Here is a 15,912-nt window from a genome sequence, read left to right as displayed (position 1 = left end):
ATTAGGTGTGTAGATGTTCGTCAGTGAATTGAATGATTTCCCTACTTTCGGCAGCTGGATTCACCCAGTAAATCGGTGCCTCGGACTCCAGGGCATGGCGAGCATCACAAGTCAGTTCTTCCTTTCCGCGGATCGCGTTGAAGAAGTTTTCGATGTGCGGCTGGTGGGGGGGCTTGTCCAAACCTCCGGGCATAGCGTACTTGTCGGGTGGTGCCGATTCGTAGGAGGCGATAGCGTCACTACCACCTGCAGCAACTCCTGCAGCCTCTTTTTTCAAGACACCGCGCCTAACAAGATCGTCCCACTTCGCGTTTTCCGCTCCAGACTCCTTGTAGATATTGGTGAAGGCTTCGCGTTCGGATATTTCGATAGTGCCGTCGGTGCCCATGAATGACTCGTAGTAGCCGCCTCCCGCACTGGTAGTGGTGAGCACCTGATAGAATGCCCGCGCAGAGCCGCTGGGCGTATCATAATCGAAGACGCACATGACGTTGTCGAAGTGTTCACGATCCTTAAAATAACTACGACCACCGGATGCCATGACGGAAGTAGGCTGGGTGTCGAGGAACCAGTTGAAAATGTCGATCTGGTGGGCTCCGAGGTCTGAGATAGGACCACCGGACAACGCGGTGTAAAAGCGCCAGTTGAGAAAGCGATGCCGGAGCTGCTCTTCCGTCAAATTACCTTCTGCCCCTCCATCAAAACCAGCTTTTAGCAGTGCATCCTTCTCCGGGAGAGTAGATGCTTTTACTTGGATGTCTTGGGATGAACCTAGAGCCCGATTCCACTGGCCATTTATGTTGAGAATTTCACCACATATATTGTGCTTTTTGATGAGCTCATTGAGGGTAAACCGATAGCGGGGGTTGCTACGCCTTTGGTGGCCAATTTGGCAAAGGTTACCCGTCCGGTCCATGGCCTCTACCATGCTCCTAGCTCCTTCGAGGGTATTCGACATCATCTTCTCACAGTAAACATGGCAGCCTGCCTCGAGAGCCATGACGGTATGCGGGGCGTGCCAGAAATCCGGAGTCGAAACGAAGACTGCGTCGAGATCTTCCGTATTCAACATTTCCTCAACGTCGAAGTATCTCTTCATCTTGGTGTCAAATCGGCTTTGGACCCAACCGTATCGTTGCCCAAGGCGATCCTTCATGAGGTCAGCAGCGGCTACGTAGTGGATGCCGGGAATATTTACCATGGCATTAAACAGGACCTCCTGTTGCTTTCCACAGCCGATAAAGCCGACTCGGATGTCATCTGATGGGCTGCCAGCAGCCTTGCCTCTAAGGATGGTCGGTGCGCCCAGGACAAGCCCTGCGCCTAAGGAGGCTTTGGTGAGGAAGTCTCGACGGGAGAGAGAGGGTGGGTTATCTTTCATTTTAACTGTAATTTACCACTTTTTCAGTATAGCAAATCGATTCCACTTGGCAAGCGAGAGAGCTGCTACAATCAGCAGAATGTGGGTGGCAAGCCAAGCGATTCCAGCGTCTTGTTTGATGAGGATTAGCCCGAAAGTCAGGCTGGTGTAGAGTAGCCCCATAGCAAAGAGTGTGTAGCGTGTGGCCAGACCCAATAGCAACGTGACGCCGAGAACAATCAGGGCGGGTCCCAGGATAAGGTTGTAGAGGTCCAGACCCCAAACTGGAATCAACGGCTCCGTGGTGAATTTTTCATAGAGCGGTGCCGGCACTCCTTGATAACTCTCGATCGAGTAAGTCTTGATCGTAGTAGCCTCGGTTAGGTCATATTCATTCGCGACCCCATCGATCTCAACAACTTTTGAAGAAGGAGCAGTTCCGGCATATTTTTCCAATCCACTTTGGATAGCTCTCATCGAAAGCCAAATGCGTAGCAATAGCATGGCCAGGATCATGCCGAGTTTTTCGGAGGTAGTTTCGTCTGAATTCATAGGTTTTATCTAGCTTGAGCCGACGCGGAGTCTTTCTCCAGTGCCTTGGGGAACTTGTTGGTTCGGACTCAGTAAATCAAGCATACAAAGGTGAAAAAACGTTTTACGTAATTTGGAATAAGTGGAGTTCATCGCGATCAGAAGAAAGGCTTTTCTTTAGAAATCACGATGGGTTTGAGCGGATGTGCCTAGAGGATTTGACGTATTTCGACAAACGTAAAAAACACTCTTGCTCGATATGGATAAAGATGACTTTCTTGCAAAACGGTTCAAATAGGAGACGTAGAATACCCCAAAATAAAGGCAGATGATCTGTTCTTTCTATGAGCCCTAAGTGAGCGAAAAATTCCCTAAAAAAACCATCCAGATACCCACAACTGACCGTGAAGCATAGCAAAAACGACCAAATCATATTCTGGGGCTGCTTTATCGCCCTCGTTACTACCTCGATGGCTTTCGTCATTCGGGTCATCCTAATCAACAGCGGGGTATGGCCAGAGCAATTCGGTCTCGACAATACCCAAAGCGGTGCACTTCTCGGGGCCGGTATCTGGCCGTTTGCGATCAGCATTATCGTTTTCAGTCTAGTGATTGATCGGGTTGGCTACAAGTTTGCGATGTTTTTCAGCTTTGGCTGTTACGCGGTCTTCGGAGTCATGGCTGTGATGGCCTATAGCACAATCACTGGAGAGGTAACTGATCTTGCCGCAGCCCAAGCCAAGGCGTGGTCTTTGCTCTACTGGGGCTCCGTGATTCTCGGGCTTGGAAACGGAACGGTGGAAGCTTTCATCAACCCAGTCGTTGCCACTCTCTTTAAGGACGAGAAATCAAAATGGTTGAATATCCTCCACGCTGGCTGGCCAGGAGGATTAGTCCTTGGGGGTATTTTGACGATTGCGCTCACTGGAGTCATCGGAAGCGACTGGCGGATCTTTATCGGTCTCATTTTCCTTCCTGCAATCGTCTATGTGATCACGCTCGCAAAACCAAAGTTCCCTGTGAACGAGCGGGTGGCTGCGGGTGCCACTTACCGCGAAATGCTTGCGGAATTTGGAGTAGCCAGTGCAACCATCGCATTTGGCTTGGTATACTGGCAGCTCGGTCTGGTTTTCGGTTGGTCGACAGGTTTAGTTGTTGGGCTGCTGATCGTGACTCTCATCGCCTACGGACTGTATTGCCGTTCCTTCGGCAGCCTCATTTTGTTTGTACTGGTGATTATCATGATGCCCTTGGCAACAACTGAGATCGGGACCGATGGCTGGATTTCCGGGTTAATGGAAAAGCCAATGGGTGAAGCTGGATTCAACGCAGCCTGGGTTTTGGTTTATACATCGGCGATCATGATGGTGCTTCGCTTTTTTGCTGGCCCGGTCATTGCCTTCTTCAAGCCACTGGGCCTCCTGGCCATCTGCTCGGTTCTTGCCATAATCGGGCTATGGCTTCTGTCTTTTTCGACTGGCCTGGCGATGATTTTTGCGGCGGCTACCCTCTACGGAGTTGGGAAGACTTACTTCTGGCCCACGATGCTAGGGGTTGTCGCTGAGCAGACCCCCAGGGGAGGTGCGCTGACTTTGAATGCGATCGCAGGGGTTGGTATGCTGGCGGTTGGTATCCTCGGGTTTCCGTTTATTGGTTTCCTTCAGGACAGTTCAGTCACTAGCTCGGTCTTGGCTGATATGCCTGGGATCTACGAACAAGTAACCGTTGAAAAAGCGTACGCTTTAGGTGATTACAGTTCGTTGAATGCCGAGGCAGTTGCCGCATTGCCGGAGAGCACACAGGCGGATATTGAAGCGATCGCTGACCGGGAATCTCAGGGTGCACTGGCGAAGATGACCGTGTTTCCTGCCTTTATGCTGGTTTGTTACCTCGGCCTTATCCTCTACTTCAAGTCAAGAGGAGGCTATAAGCCAAAAGTGCTCGCTCAACATTGATGGAAGGATCTTTCCGATGGGCCATCTAGGATTCGCTTTATCTCTCCTTTTCGTCGTTTCGGCAAGTGCCGCGACGACAAAGTACGTTACTATCGACGAGTCGATTGCCCGTGGCGACATCGCCGATGTAAAGCTACACTTAGAGACGGATCCCGATCGGGCCAACATAGGTGCTCATCCGAAGCTCACCCCCCTTCATCAGGCGATTTTGCGGAAAAAGCCGAAAATAGCTTTAGTGCTCATCGAAGCGGGTGCTGACGTAGATGCCACGGATCCGAGTAAGCGCACGCCCCTGCATTTGTCTGTGGAACGTAATCTTCCGAAAGTCGCATTCGCGCTTCTCGAAGCGGAGGCCAAGCCTGACACGTGGGACAAAAGAGGTTGGACACCGCTTCATCATGCGGCTGCTAAAGATTACTTTGAAGTTGCGGAGGTATTGATCGAGGGTGGAGCGGACCCTACCTTTCTTTCGGAATTGGGCGGAACACCTCTTCACGAAGCAGCTGCAAGTGGAGGTCGCGAAATCATTCTGCTTTTGATAGACCAAGGCATTGACCAATCAATTGTAGCGTCCTACGGAGGGACAGCTTTGGATGTTGCCCGCAAATACAAGAATCAGGTTGCGGTGGAACTCTTGAGCCAGTGAACCGTGTTGACCCTCCAAGTACAGAAGGGGGACTCTTTCTACTCAGATACCTCAGAGTGGAGAGATTGCTGAACCATTTGCATCCATACCTCCCATTCCTCATCAACAACTTTCATAGGTGCCTTTGGTTCCCAGTTCTCATCGTAGACTGCAAAGTGCTGCGGTTTGAAATCTCCCGGTAAAACGTCATTGGGCTTTGTGCTGGGGCTGTCACGATCCGCAGCAATGTCGACAAACTCCCACCCGAAATGGCTTCCATTTTCAATGGTGTTCATCAACAGACCTTTCATATCGCTCTCATGGTAATCTGCTCCATTGATCGTCATGTGTTCGGTTACGGCCCAATCTCTGCCCGTTTCCTCCATAACCTGTCTTACCCTTCTGTAAGCTCGTAGATTTGGCTTTCGGTCGATGTTGCACCAAGACCAGTTGATTTGGACGATCTGGATTTCGCTCATCCCCCTCAAAAGGGCAACGGCATCTCCGCATCGCTGAGATTCCGTGAATGATTCTGCGTCGAGGTAGTCGGAGGCGATCCAAAGGGGCGCGTTTCCTGCACCTGCACGCAAGGCGCGCGCATCCTCATTTATCCAATCAGCAAGAGTTTGAGCGCGGAATAGATTCCACTTCTCAGAAAGTCGAAAGGTCTCATCCGCTGGAAACTCCGCAGGAAACGGAATCGCATCGGTTACCCGTCCACGATCAATCCATTCTTCATAAGCGGACTTTGCAGAACTGCTATAATCCAGCCACTGCGCGCCCATGAACTGAGGCTCTACGGTAGTCTCAAAATAGAGAAAGTTCTCCGCACCGAGACCTCTCACGAGATTTCTCATGTAGGATCTTGAGGATGCGAGGTATCGGGAGGAAAAAAGTGAAGGAACCTTTGCGCCATAGCCATATTCGGTGTCCGCAACAGTCTTGCCCTCATGGTTTACGGCAATCTCATCAGGATTATCAGACCAAAAGCCGTCCGGAATCTGTCCACCTCCGACTCCGTAGGTTTCGACTGAAAGGGTTGCAAACATCCCATGGGCGCGTATCTCGGCGACGAGTTCACGCAAAGGTTCGAGAGATACCTCAATGGTTCCGTTGCCAGAGGGATTAAAGTGATGCCAGTAGCAGTTGAGGGAGATGTTGTTGAAACCCTTCCTAGCGATCAAACCTAGATCACGGATCAACTGTTCGACCTCGAACGCATCGGCAAAGTTACGGAGCGGCTTTCCCGTTTTTAGGAATCTGTGTTCTCCATCTACCCAAAGTTTCCCATCGTTGAGGTAATGGTTCTTAAAATACGGGTGCTCAATCATCGTAATTTGGTTAAACGTAAAATCACAGTGGGTAAACGGAATTCTCCGCCGATTTGAATTTAGTTTTTCTTTCTTTCACCGCTATTTTTCCGCCCTTTGGCATGAGCAGGATGAACCAACTTCGTCTATGGCTTGGGAGAGAATCCGAGGTTTGTTTCATGCTGTCGGTCCTAGGATCAGCGGCGCTATTGTAGCGGCGATTGTTGTAGCGGGGATCGGAGACTGATTTCTTCCCAAGCTTCTGTGTAGATCTCTGCAGCGGTTTTCCATGATTCATCCCCAACAAAACCGACCGCTTCGGAGAGTGCCTTCATCCAAAGCTTTTCGCGAAAGAGTTGAAGGTCTTGGGGGTTGAAGGCACCCCTCAATAAGACGAACTCCGGAGAACCCATCAAAACCCTGCGAAGAGAGTCGGCATTGGTTCTTGTAGTCGACAACCAATCGCTGAAAAACAGCAATTCCTCAATGGAAGGTTCACGAGCCAACATCTCCAAAAAAGCAGTCTCGACAACAGCCTGCACCTCAGAAGAACCGTAGGAGTAGTCTCTGAACCCCATGGGATTCCGAGGCAAATGGTTGCATCGTAAGAGGTGTTTGAGGTGCCGTTCGGCCGGCTTGAAATCAGATTGGAGGACGGTGTTCTCTACAAACTCTGGTTCGAAGAGAAAGGGTCCGGGTTCGTCCGGTGGATTGCGGTGCAAACCTTCGGCAATACCCGAATATTGGGCTTTCGATTGGTTTCCGTTGATGGTCCAATCCCTCACTCCACTCACCACGATTCCATAAGCTGCCGCACCTCCGGTGATTAAGTTGTCCTGAACCGCTCCCCCAAGGAGAGTAAATCCCTTTTTGGATGGGACCCAAGGAGTTGCTCCAATCGGGATGGCCATGTGAATGCGAGCACCCCGCGCATCAATCCAATTGTCCCGGAGGGTCGTTCCGCGGTAGTCGATTAGACTTGGCTCTTCCTCGAAAGCGTAGAACTCCAAGGGGTCGACCAGATTGATCCCTCCGAGCGATTCACGGGATATCGAGGCAATGACATTCCCTTCGGCGACGCTCCCAGGGGCACCGAAGAATACGATACCCACATCCGTTGGATCGATGATTAGGTTATTGCGTACGGTGGTGTTCCGGGCTGCACATGAGATTCCGTCCCCCCAGTTGTAGTGGGTCTGATGTTCCTGAATGATCGGCTTTTCGCGGCCCTCTCGACCGTTGCCCCTCACATCGTGTCCCGCCCCGAAAAAGACATTGTCTTCAACCACTATTTCATTCCCGCCCTCATGAACTTTGAGGGCAGACCAAGTTCTTGGGTTCAAGAAGACGCATTGGCGCACAATCTGACGGGACGCACCTTGTCCACCAAAGAATACCAACTCTGGTTTCCCATGAATACGATCCATGTAGGATAGACCATAACGGTTTCCATCCAGTATAACCTTCTCCAGCACGACACCATCGAGGCGCATACCATTGACCAGTTGTCCAATGTCGGGCGCGGCAAGGACTAATCTGGCGTAGTCATTCAGGCGAGTTGGATGGAGGGTCGAAATCCGCTGCCCTGGTTGGACGAATCTCAGGGTCTGATGGATCGGGTACACTTTCCCGGGTTCAAGATACAAATCGGACCCGCGATCCAGTATCGCCTGCAAATCGTCTCCGGGTTTCGCAATGCTTATTTCAACTGGTTGGTCAATCCCGAATAGATTTGCCGTCAAAGCAACAAAGAGCAGTTGAGTTTTGGATATCATGGGGTTTTTCGAAAGGTGAGTCGGTCCAAGGTATTGATTCCTTAGAACACCAAGAAAACGTTTAATCATCGTTTTTCGCAACTAATATCAATCTATTGTTGAGTCCAAAAGCAGGTTTTTGGAAACGGGCCCTAGAGTTGGTTGGAGATGGTGTCTGGATTTGGGGTGTCTGGAGACTTTCTGTCTTTGGCCGGTTCGATCCAAAGGCTGGATAGAGCCTCATTTCTGGAGGTGGAGTTACGGGTTAGCATCGGTCTCAAGTGAAAAGTGGTCTCTGCTCAGACTGGTTTCGTTTCTCTCAAGACAGACGACTAGGGTCGTCGATAAAGCTTGCCTGCTGAGTGACCAAAAAGCTTTGTAGATTGATGGTTTTCCAACCCCGATTTCGTCTGCCATGGTTCCTTTTAGGCTTGGTTTCTTCAGGTCTTTCCTCTGCCTATGCCGAGAACGATTCGACCGAATGGATCGAATTGTTTGATGGGAAAACGTTAGAAGGGTGGACTCAGCTAAATGGAACCGGAACCTATCGTGTCGAGGACGGCGCGATCATTGGGAGGACTACTCCAAAGAGTCCGAATTCTTTTCTTTGCACGGATGAGGTCTACGGAGATTTTGAGCTCGAGTTTGAAACCAAGGTAGATGATGAACTGAATTCTGGCGTTCAAATCCGCTCGAATACGACAGGCGCAAAAAAGGTTGGGCGCGTGAACGGTCCTCAGGTTGAGATTGAGGCAGGGCCGGGCGAAGCTGGCGGTGTGTACGGGGAGGCTCACAAGCAATGGGTGTTCAAGCCTGAGAAGCATGATCATTTTAGAAATGGTGAATGGAATCACTTTAGAGTGGTAGCAAAGGGTCCCTCGATCAGAACGTTCTTAAATGGAGTAGAGATTTCCGATGGAACGGCACCAGAGTTCGAACGGTTTTACGGTGCTCATCCGGAAGGGTTTATCGGTCTCCAGATTCACAGCGTTCGGAGTAATAAGGGTCCGTTTGAGGTCCAGTGGCGGAACATTCGGATTCGGGAGCTGTAGAGGAGACGCCTCACTCCAAGGCTGGACGCCCTCCTGACGTTTCAACCTAATCGCAAAGTGCTTTAGTCTGTCTCGAGTACCCAAAAGTTTCGAAACTGGACGGCGTGCCCGTGGTCTTGGAGACGAATCGGACCAGCATCCTGACTATGGGGATTCATTCGGCGTTTTTCGAGCCATTGGGTGACTTCGAACAGAGGTTGGTCCTGGTGGATGACTGTTCCGTTTTGCTTGACCGTAATGACGGGTGGTGAAGTGAGTTCGCCCTCTTCGTCGAAACGGGCTGCGCGGAAATCGATGTCGTAGGTCTGCCAAAGTCCGGGTGGCAGACTTTTATTCACTTTGGGAGGAGAGACCTTGTAAAGGGCTCCACAGTCGCTCCATCCCGGTGAGGTTCCATAGCTGTCCAAAATCTGAACTTCGTAGGCTCCTTGAAGGAAAAGACCACTATTTGCTCTGCCTTGTCCTCTTCTTGCAGGTTCATATGGAAGACGGAATTCGAGGTGAAGTTGGAGATCTTTAAATGTTTGCTTGGTTTGCAGGTCACCGCCTTCTTCGTTTCCCTCTTTTCTTGGAAAACACTCCAGAACGCTCCCGTCTAGGACTTTCCATGTTGCGGAATTTCCATTCGGGTGCTGCCATAAATCCAAGTCGGGGGTGATCAGTGAGATTGCACCGGGTGGTGGAGGAAGCCCGAGAGTTGGAGAAAGTCTTTCCACTTTCAGGAGTCGAAAGTCAGCCCAAATGGTCTCATTATTCCGACCAGTGAATTTCCGTCTGCCAACCAGCTCTTTTCCATCTGCGGTGAATTCGAGATTAGTGCCTGAGAAACTAAGTGATCCGTTGTCCGACTTTACGGTGGCCGATACTTCAATATCCGCTCGTCGGTCAAAGACGTTCATGAATTCCACTTCGAAGAGATTGTCCCCTTTCCCAATGATCCGGGCGACAAGGCTTGGATTGTTTGCTGGCCAGGTTTTTTCAGGAGGATCGACGTAGGAGCCACTCCAATCACCCATAAAGGAAGGCGGATCAAAATCCCAAGCACTGCTAAAGTGACGCTCTTTTGTTTCCGAGAAGGTTACGGCTTGAATGGAAAGTGAAACCAGAAATAAGATAGCGGCTTTCATTTTTCAGGAGTTCTTTTAACGGCTACTGGCACAGTAGCGACCAGTATTGCATTGAAGGAGAGAAAATAAAGCGAGAGTAAATGGGAACCTGTCTCTGTGATACAAAACTGAAATGAAGGACCTTGGAGAGATTGTACCTTCTGGCTATTTGTTCTTCCGACGGAGAACCTCGAGGGTTACGTGGGAGGCGTTTGATCAACCAAGGGTTAAGGTAGCTGGTCGAGCTGACTTCGGGAAAACTGATCTCCAAAGGTGATTTTTCCGGCTGTATCTACGCTTCCTGCCATCCAAGCGGTTCCTCCTCTTAGGACGATTCCCAGAAAGTCTCCAGAGCGGGTTAGTGCGAGGTCTCCGGCGGCAGGAGAGAATTCACCGAAAAGCGCAGAGAAGACTTTGTTATCGACTTCAATCAAATCGGACTGAGCGGATTCAATTCGGAATCCGGATTCTCCAAAACGTGCATCATCCAGATCGAGAACAATCAATTCATCGAAGCGAAAAGGGGTTTCCGTTGTGGAGTAGACTTCGACCCCCAAACGAGAAACAATTGCCTCGGAAAGAGGGAGAAACAAAAGCGACGGGTTGGATTTCAGAAGACCCATCTGCGGAATCCTAAAACGGGTGCCGTTCGATTCCAAAAAGGCCTCAAGCTGACTGAAAAACCTCCTACGGTCCTTTTGTGCGAACGGAGTCTGGGACAAATGAATCCAGAGGAAGTGTTGCCCTCCGATCTGGGTGACAAGGGTCTTTGTGGTCGATTCAATGGTGCTGTCCCCGAAGAGGCCGGAAGTCTTTCCAGAAAATTGGATCGTTACATGATTGGCTTCGGCGGTGCTGAAAATTTCGTTGGCGGTCAAAGGGCGTAAACCCTTCACCTCTTCCGTGATCTCATCGGAGGCCTCGGCGAGTCTCGAAACGCCTTCGCTCAAGGTCTCTGTTTGCGTCTGGAGGCGCTGGCGCTCCTGCCGTTCGAGATCGATGGTCTCCTTTGCTGAGGCAAGCGTCGAGGCGAGTAACTCCTTTTCCCGCTCAGCGACATTCACTTCTCCCTCGAGGCGAATTCTCTCCGCGTCAAGCCGTGATCGTTCCGCTTCCGCACGGTTCAAGGCGGTCAGCTTACTTTGTAGCTCTGATTCCAGTTGGGCGACACGCTCTGATCGGCGGATTAACTCTTCGTCACTTCTTTCTGCTGTTGCCGACAATGCCTCTACGTTTTGGGCGAGAGCAGCTGCCTCTTCGTCGAGTTTTTCTTTCTCTTCAGTAAGCCTTTGGAGTTCAAGATTGGCGGCATCCTCACGCTTTTCGGCAGCCGACTTACTCTCAAGAAGTTCAGCCGCCTTTTCTTCCGCCTCAGCGAGAAGGCGTTCCCGTTCGACGATTTCTTCCTCTTTCTCTAACAAATCGAGGGAAAGGTCTCTCTTGGCCTCCTCCAGCGCTTCGAGACTCTGGAGTGCTTCTCCCAAGGCGTCCTCGGTTTCTGATTGTTCGTTCTGCTCGGCGGCAAGTGCCGAGGCGAGAAGGTCCATCATCGCGTCATCCTCGAAGGATTCATCGATACTCTCCTGGAGAATATCCTCGCGACCAGCAGTGACGGGTTGTCCTGATTTTTCAAACTCCGCGAGTGCGAGAAGACTCAGCAACAGGAAGTCGCAAACGATGAGGAGCAGGCTGCGGTTCATACGTTATTTCCTTCCAATGAATCGTATATCAGACTGCCGCTAAACGGATACTCTCGCACTCAAAATGAGCTTCCTCTTCAAGGGGCGAAGGTGGAAGATCTTGAAGAGTGAAACGAATATGATTCCAAAAAGAGTGGAGGCGTAGGCGGCCATCAAACTGGCTTCGACGACTCCCACGGCGAGAAAAATGAGGGAGGCGACTGTTCCTCCAAGTCCGAGATAGAGGCCGCCGTCAAACAGGTTCTCCTCATTATCGAGAAGCTTAAGTTTAGTCTCTTCGGAAACATTTTGACGGCGAATTTCCGAAAGCTTTACCAAGCAAAAAACGTAAAGACCGAGCTGAAGCGCGAGGAAAATGAGCAGGATGAGAAGCGTAACGTCGTCGATCGAGATTGTATTCATGAGATTTGCGGAAGTGGCTACCAAAGATGCGGATTGAAGTTGGAAACGGACTGTGGTGTCGGCGGAGTCTGGCTGTTGAAAGAGGGTGGGTTCGAAAAGGAGTAGGATAGCCCCTGCAAAAATCGACGCTAGAACGAATTTTCGAATAGCTCCTTCGAAGAGATTTGGCCTGGCTAGACCACGGTCTCCTGGATTGGGCAGCAGAGGAGTAATCGAAATGATCAGAAAAAAGAACGCGAAGACCCAAAACGCCATGCGTAGAATGAGCGCCACTTCCGGATAGAGCAGCACAAGCCGCGCGGGAGCTTCGAATCCTGGAACTTCGAAAGATGAGGGAATAAATGTGTCCTCCTGAATCACTTTCTGCTGGTCTAGCTGATAAAGAGAGCCGCCAGGACCCATGGCGAAGGATTGATTTAGGTCGGAAAGGCCCCGTTGCGGAAATTTCTTGAGAAAGCGCACGAGCTCTTCGGGATTTGCATCGCTGAGAAGTAATCGTGAAACGAGTGCTTGGTGGGATCTCCTTTCTCCACGAAGTTGGTTGGATATTTCGAGAAAAGTCATTGGTGAGTCGAATGAACGAAACATCTGGGACAGCACCTCAAAGGGAAGTGAGTTTCCCCAGACCGCGAGCTCCTCACAGAATTGGAACCACAACAGATTGTCTGCAGGACTATCTGATGTGGCCGATTGGACCAGATCTCCAAGAAATTGCGGCTGAAAGCTTCGCTCAGCGGCTAGGTAAACTGCGAGAATGCCTCCTACTCTCTCCGGGAGAATTTGGACGCGTTCCTCTGCAGCTGAAGCCGACGACGGTTCTGCGGGTATGGCGGGCAAGAGAATACGGACGGCTGGAAGCGTCGAGCGGTCTAAATTCCGAATCGCTTGGGCTCGAGACGTTTTGGTCAAAAATGGTTCCACTGCCACGGCAGGCGTAGGGTTCGCCTCTTCTATGAGATCGGCCCAAAAAGGGAAGGCTGAGGCATCGCTTCCAGGTGCGACATCGGAATCGGACAGAAATTGCGCTGCGGTGGAATTCCCCGCCAGCTCAAAGCGCTCAGCCACTTCCCATAGAGGCGTGCCTTGTTTGGCTGCTTTTTGAATCACTACTGGATCTACTGCTTTAAAGTAAGCAGGCAGCAGGAATGCCGCTGCTCCAAAAAGAAGGCTAAGCGCGAGCAAACCGATGTTTTTCCAGCCAGGCATTTCCTAGGGGAAGAGTAGCAGCCATCTTGGGGCAATCATCAATCGTGAACGCTTAGGCGCCAATCCTCCAACTCCGCCCGAATTGATTCCCTACCTTTCCACCAGTTTCGCTTCAATCGTACTGCGAGGTCGATTGGTTTGCCGACTGGAGGAGATCGATCAGCCATTCGCCATCCAATTACTTCCAGGTAGCCATGATCCTCGAGTGAGAAACGAATATGCTCTTTGCCGAAAGGTCGGGGAACTACGTTGATCACTACCTGCCGTAAACCGATGATGGGCTCCTCGTTGCCCTGCCCGAAAGGTCCTATCGATTCAATTTCGAGAATCGTCTGTCGGTCTACTGATTCGGCTTCGGCAATGGCGTTCAATCGGAGGACTCTAGCAGGAAGAGCCCCGTTGCACACCTCTTTGACCGCTTGACTGAACGCATCCGAAAAGGCTTCAACAAAGGAAGGTTCAATACTCATCCCCAGAGCCATGGGATGACCGCCCCACTTTGTAGGTGAGACTGCACAGCGTTCCATTACTTGAAGAAGATTGATACCTTCGATTCCCCTCCCGGATCCCTTAAGTATTTGACCGTCCCACCCCAAGACCAGACAGGGACGGTGAAACATTCGGGAAAGTCGACCAGCAACGATTCCGACCACTCCTGGATGCCAGTCTTCGTCCCAAACAACGATTCCGTCTGCAGGAGTCTCTCCGATCTTGTCTAGTGCCTCGTCGATGACCCGCTTTTCAAGGGCTCGGCGATCTGCGTTCACTCCGTCCAACTTTCGGGCAAGGGCAAAAGCAAGGCGGTTATCCTGTGTGGTGAGCAGTTCCAGACCGATTTCCGCGTCATCGATTCGTCCGCCTGCGTTTATCCTTGGGCCCAAACGGTAGCCGACATCGCTTGGGGAAATTGGGAAAGCTGGATCGATATCTGCGACTTGCATGAGCGCTTTCAGTCCGCAGTTTTCGGTTGTCCTCAGTCGATTGAGACCGTGATGGACAAAGATCCGATTCTCGCCGGTCAAAGGAACGAGGTCTGCGACCGTGCCAAGTGCGACGAGATCAAGTAGGCTTTTGAGGTCAATGCGATCACGCGCGCCACTAGAGACCAGTTCGTGCTCTCGGATGGTAGCATGGAGCAACTTGAAGATAAGTCCGGCCGTGCAATGGGTTTGAAATTCGGATTGAACCTGATTCTGTAAATGTGGGTTGATCAGAATACAATCGTCGGGAAGGTTCGGAAAATCGGTTGCCGCATGGTGATCGACTACGATCGTGGGGATGTGGATCGAGGAGAGGTAGGAGAGCTCATCCTCCGAGCGAGTCCCACAATCGAGAATGAGAAGTAGATCTGGTTTTTCGTTGGATAGAAGGCGATCCAATGCGCTTTTGGTGAGTCCGTAACCCTCGTTCAGACGATCGGGAATAAAGGTAAAAGACACTCCGTCGAGCGCCTTGATCAGTTGGGTAGCTAGAGCGGCACTTGTGATGCCGTCGACATCGTAATCGCTGAAAATGCCGATCGTCTGACCATGGAGAATGGCATCGGAAAGCTGCTTTGCGGCCCTAGGGCAGTGATAAAGATCCTTTGGATCGAGAATTTCCGAAAGTCGTGGTGAAACCCAGGATTGAATCGCCTCTCTATCGGGACCAATCCGTTGCAGGATAATTTGCGAAGCAATGTTTGAGTATCCCATGGCTTCCGAGATCTTTTCGAGCTCTTCGCCTTCATAGTCCGGGTATTCCCATTTTTGATATCGATGGTTCTCTTTAGCTGACACTGAATTCACCGTGGAGGGCATCCTGGCCTTTTTCAATGATGCAAATTATCTGCTATTTACGACTTGATTAAGTTGGTTATCAGATTTTGTTTCTGAGTTCCGCAGGACTTTCTTTGCGGAGTAAATAATCCCAACTATGGCAAAAAACATAAATACAGAGATTAAGCGGCTTGAATTGGAAGCTGCTAAGTTAGAAAAACAAAGACTCAGTCTTCTCAAACAACAGGATAAGGAAGAGAAGCAGTTGAAGAAACTCGACTCGATCGTTGAGCGCAGTGGCTACAAGAACGCGAAACAGCTGATTGAAGCTTTGATGGTAAGAAATAAAATCGCTCCGTCTCAGTTGAACAAAAAGGCCGCTAAAGGCACAGGGCGCACGCGGACGACGGTGACGGCAAAACTCCGTGACAAGATCCGTGCGAGTCTGAAGTCCGGTATGACCAAGACTGCGATTGGCGAGAAATTTGGGATCAGCTACCTCGTCGTGCGCGGCGTTGAGAACGGCAAATACGATAAGCTGGCGTAAACCTTTCGACTCCGATTTTAAAAGGCGACAGAGGATGCTCTGTCGCCTTTTTTAGTGAAGATATTAATCCAACGATCTAATAGGTGATAGACTCGTAGTGGTTTCAAAATCGAAATCTCTATCGGAAGGATCCGATGGGCGATTTGGATTTCGATTTCGACCATCGAATCTCGTCTATTTCAGTGGCGGAGAAATAAAACCCACATCAGTATCAAAATCTGAGATTCATTTCCGTTGTGGTTCTTTCATCTCGTGGAGAATAGTTGAAAACGGAAAGCATCATGGACGAGCCCGATCCTATTGAATTCGAAATCACGGACGAATTGGACCTTCATACCTTCCATCCGTTGGACGTAGGCGAGCTGGTGCCGGATTATATCGGTTTGGCTCAAGAGAAAGGCTACACCCGTGTGCGGATCGTCCATGGCAAGGGGATCGGAACGCTGAGAACAACTGTACATGCACTTCTAAAGAGGGATCCGCGGGTGGTGAGTTTCCAGATTGCCGATCAGACAGAAGGAAGCTGGGGTGCTACGGTTGTGTTTTTGAGAAAGTGATGCGCGCTTCTCATGACCTCCCTCAGCCCGTCGAGTCGCTCAAGGTGAAC

The 15,912-nt window shown here is 50.6% G+C and carries 13 protein-coding genes; 5 read left to right on the top strand and 8 right to left on the bottom strand.

Going from position 1 to position 15,912, the window contains the following annotated elements:
- Position 1 precedes the first annotated feature (1 nt).
- Both AAGJ81_01750 and AAGJ81_01745 read right to left on the bottom strand, forming a co-directional pair.
- Positions 2–1,381, bottom strand: coding sequence for a Gfo/Idh/MocA family oxidoreductase (locus tag AAGJ81_01750; protein MEM0964860.1), 1,380 nt, complete (start codon positions 1,379–1,381; stop codon positions 2–4).
- Between the two features lie 12 nt (positions 1,382–1,393).
- Positions 1,394–1,912, bottom strand: a complete 519-nt coding sequence (locus AAGJ81_01745) for a hypothetical protein (protein ID MEM0964859.1) — start codon at positions 1,910–1,912, stop codon at positions 1,394–1,396.
- A 383-nt stretch (positions 1,913–2,295) separates the two neighbouring features.
- On the opposite strand from AAGJ81_01745, the gene AAGJ81_01740 reads away from it, so the two are divergent.
- Entirely contained in the window at positions 2,296–3,846 is a 1,551-nt protein-coding gene (locus AAGJ81_01740) for an MFS transporter (protein ID MEM0964858.1), read from the top strand.
- A 16-nt stretch (positions 3,847–3,862) separates the two neighbouring features.
- A complete protein-coding gene (locus AAGJ81_01735) occupies positions 3,863–4,492 on the top strand; it encodes an ankyrin repeat domain-containing protein (protein MEM0964857.1) in 630 nt (209 codons plus the stop codon).
- Between the two features lie 38 nt (positions 4,493–4,530).
- On the opposite strand, the gene AAGJ81_01730 is transcribed toward AAGJ81_01735, so the two are convergent.
- Together AAGJ81_01730 and AAGJ81_01725 are read right to left on the bottom strand one after the other, a co-directional pair.
- Positions 4,531–5,802 carry a hypothetical protein gene (locus tag AAGJ81_01730; protein MEM0964856.1) on the bottom strand — a complete coding sequence of 424 codons (1,272 nt, stop codon included), beginning with the start codon at positions 5,800–5,802 and terminating at the stop codon, positions 4,531–4,533.
- 185 nt (positions 5,803–5,987) lie between these two features.
- Positions 5,988–7,556: a right-handed parallel beta-helix repeat-containing protein gene (locus tag AAGJ81_01725; GenBank protein ID MEM0964855.1), complete on the bottom strand. Its 1,569-nt coding sequence runs from the start codon at positions 7,554–7,556 to the stop codon at positions 5,988–5,990.
- A gap of 365 nt (positions 7,557–7,921) precedes the next feature.
- Here AAGJ81_01725 and AAGJ81_01720 point away from each other — a divergent pair, with 365 nt between their 5' ends.
- Positions 7,922–8,587 (top strand): DUF1080 domain-containing protein, encoded by a 666-nt coding sequence (locus AAGJ81_01720; protein ID MEM0964854.1) that lies wholly within the window; start codon positions 7,922–7,924, stop codon positions 8,585–8,587.
- A gap of 62 nt (positions 8,588–8,649) precedes the next feature.
- Here the strand turns inward: AAGJ81_01720 and AAGJ81_01715 are convergent, their stop codons facing one another.
- The 4 genes from AAGJ81_01715 to recJ all read right to left on the bottom strand — a co-directional run bounded on the left by AAGJ81_01715 (position 8,650) and on the right by recJ (position 14,800).
- On the bottom strand, positions 8,650–9,714 hold the full coding sequence (locus AAGJ81_01715) for a DUF1080 domain-containing protein (GenBank protein ID MEM0964853.1): 1,065 nt from the start codon (positions 9,712–9,714) through the stop codon (positions 8,650–8,652).
- A 206-nt stretch (positions 9,715–9,920) separates the two neighbouring features.
- On the bottom strand, positions 9,921–11,393 hold the full coding sequence (locus tag AAGJ81_01710; protein MEM0964852.1) for a hypothetical protein: 1,473 nt from the start codon (positions 11,391–11,393) through the stop codon (positions 9,921–9,923).
- Positions 11,394–11,432: 39 nt separating this feature from the next.
- Positions 11,433–13,001, bottom strand: a complete 1,569-nt coding sequence (locus AAGJ81_01705) for a hypothetical protein (GenBank protein ID MEM0964851.1) — start codon at positions 12,999–13,001, stop codon at positions 11,433–11,435.
- 38 nt (positions 13,002–13,039) lie between these two features.
- Positions 13,040–14,800, bottom strand: a complete 1,761-nt coding sequence (gene recJ, locus AAGJ81_01700; GenBank protein ID MEM0964850.1) for a single-stranded-DNA-specific exonuclease RecJ — start codon at positions 14,798–14,800, stop codon at positions 13,040–13,042.
- A gap of 115 nt (positions 14,801–14,915) precedes the next feature.
- Here recJ and AAGJ81_01695 point away from each other — a divergent pair, with 115 nt between their 5' ends.
- Positions 14,916–15,305: a hypothetical protein gene (locus tag AAGJ81_01695; GenBank protein MEM0964849.1), complete on the top strand. Its 390-nt coding sequence runs from the start codon at positions 14,916–14,918 to the stop codon at positions 15,303–15,305.
- Positions 15,306–15,586: 281 nt separating this feature from the next.
- Positions 15,587–15,862 (top strand): Smr/MutS family protein, encoded by a 276-nt coding sequence (locus tag AAGJ81_01690; protein MEM0964848.1) that lies wholly within the window; start codon positions 15,587–15,589, stop codon positions 15,860–15,862.
- The last annotated feature ends 50 nt before the right edge of the window (positions 15,863–15,912 follow it).

This window comes from Verrucomicrobiota bacterium (assembly GCA_038744685.1).
Lineage (GTDB): Bacteria > Verrucomicrobiota > Verrucomicrobiia > Opitutales > Puniceicoccaceae > Puniceicoccus.
Note: the sequence above shows the minus strand (reverse complement) of the source record. Positions and strands in the feature narration are given on the sequence as shown.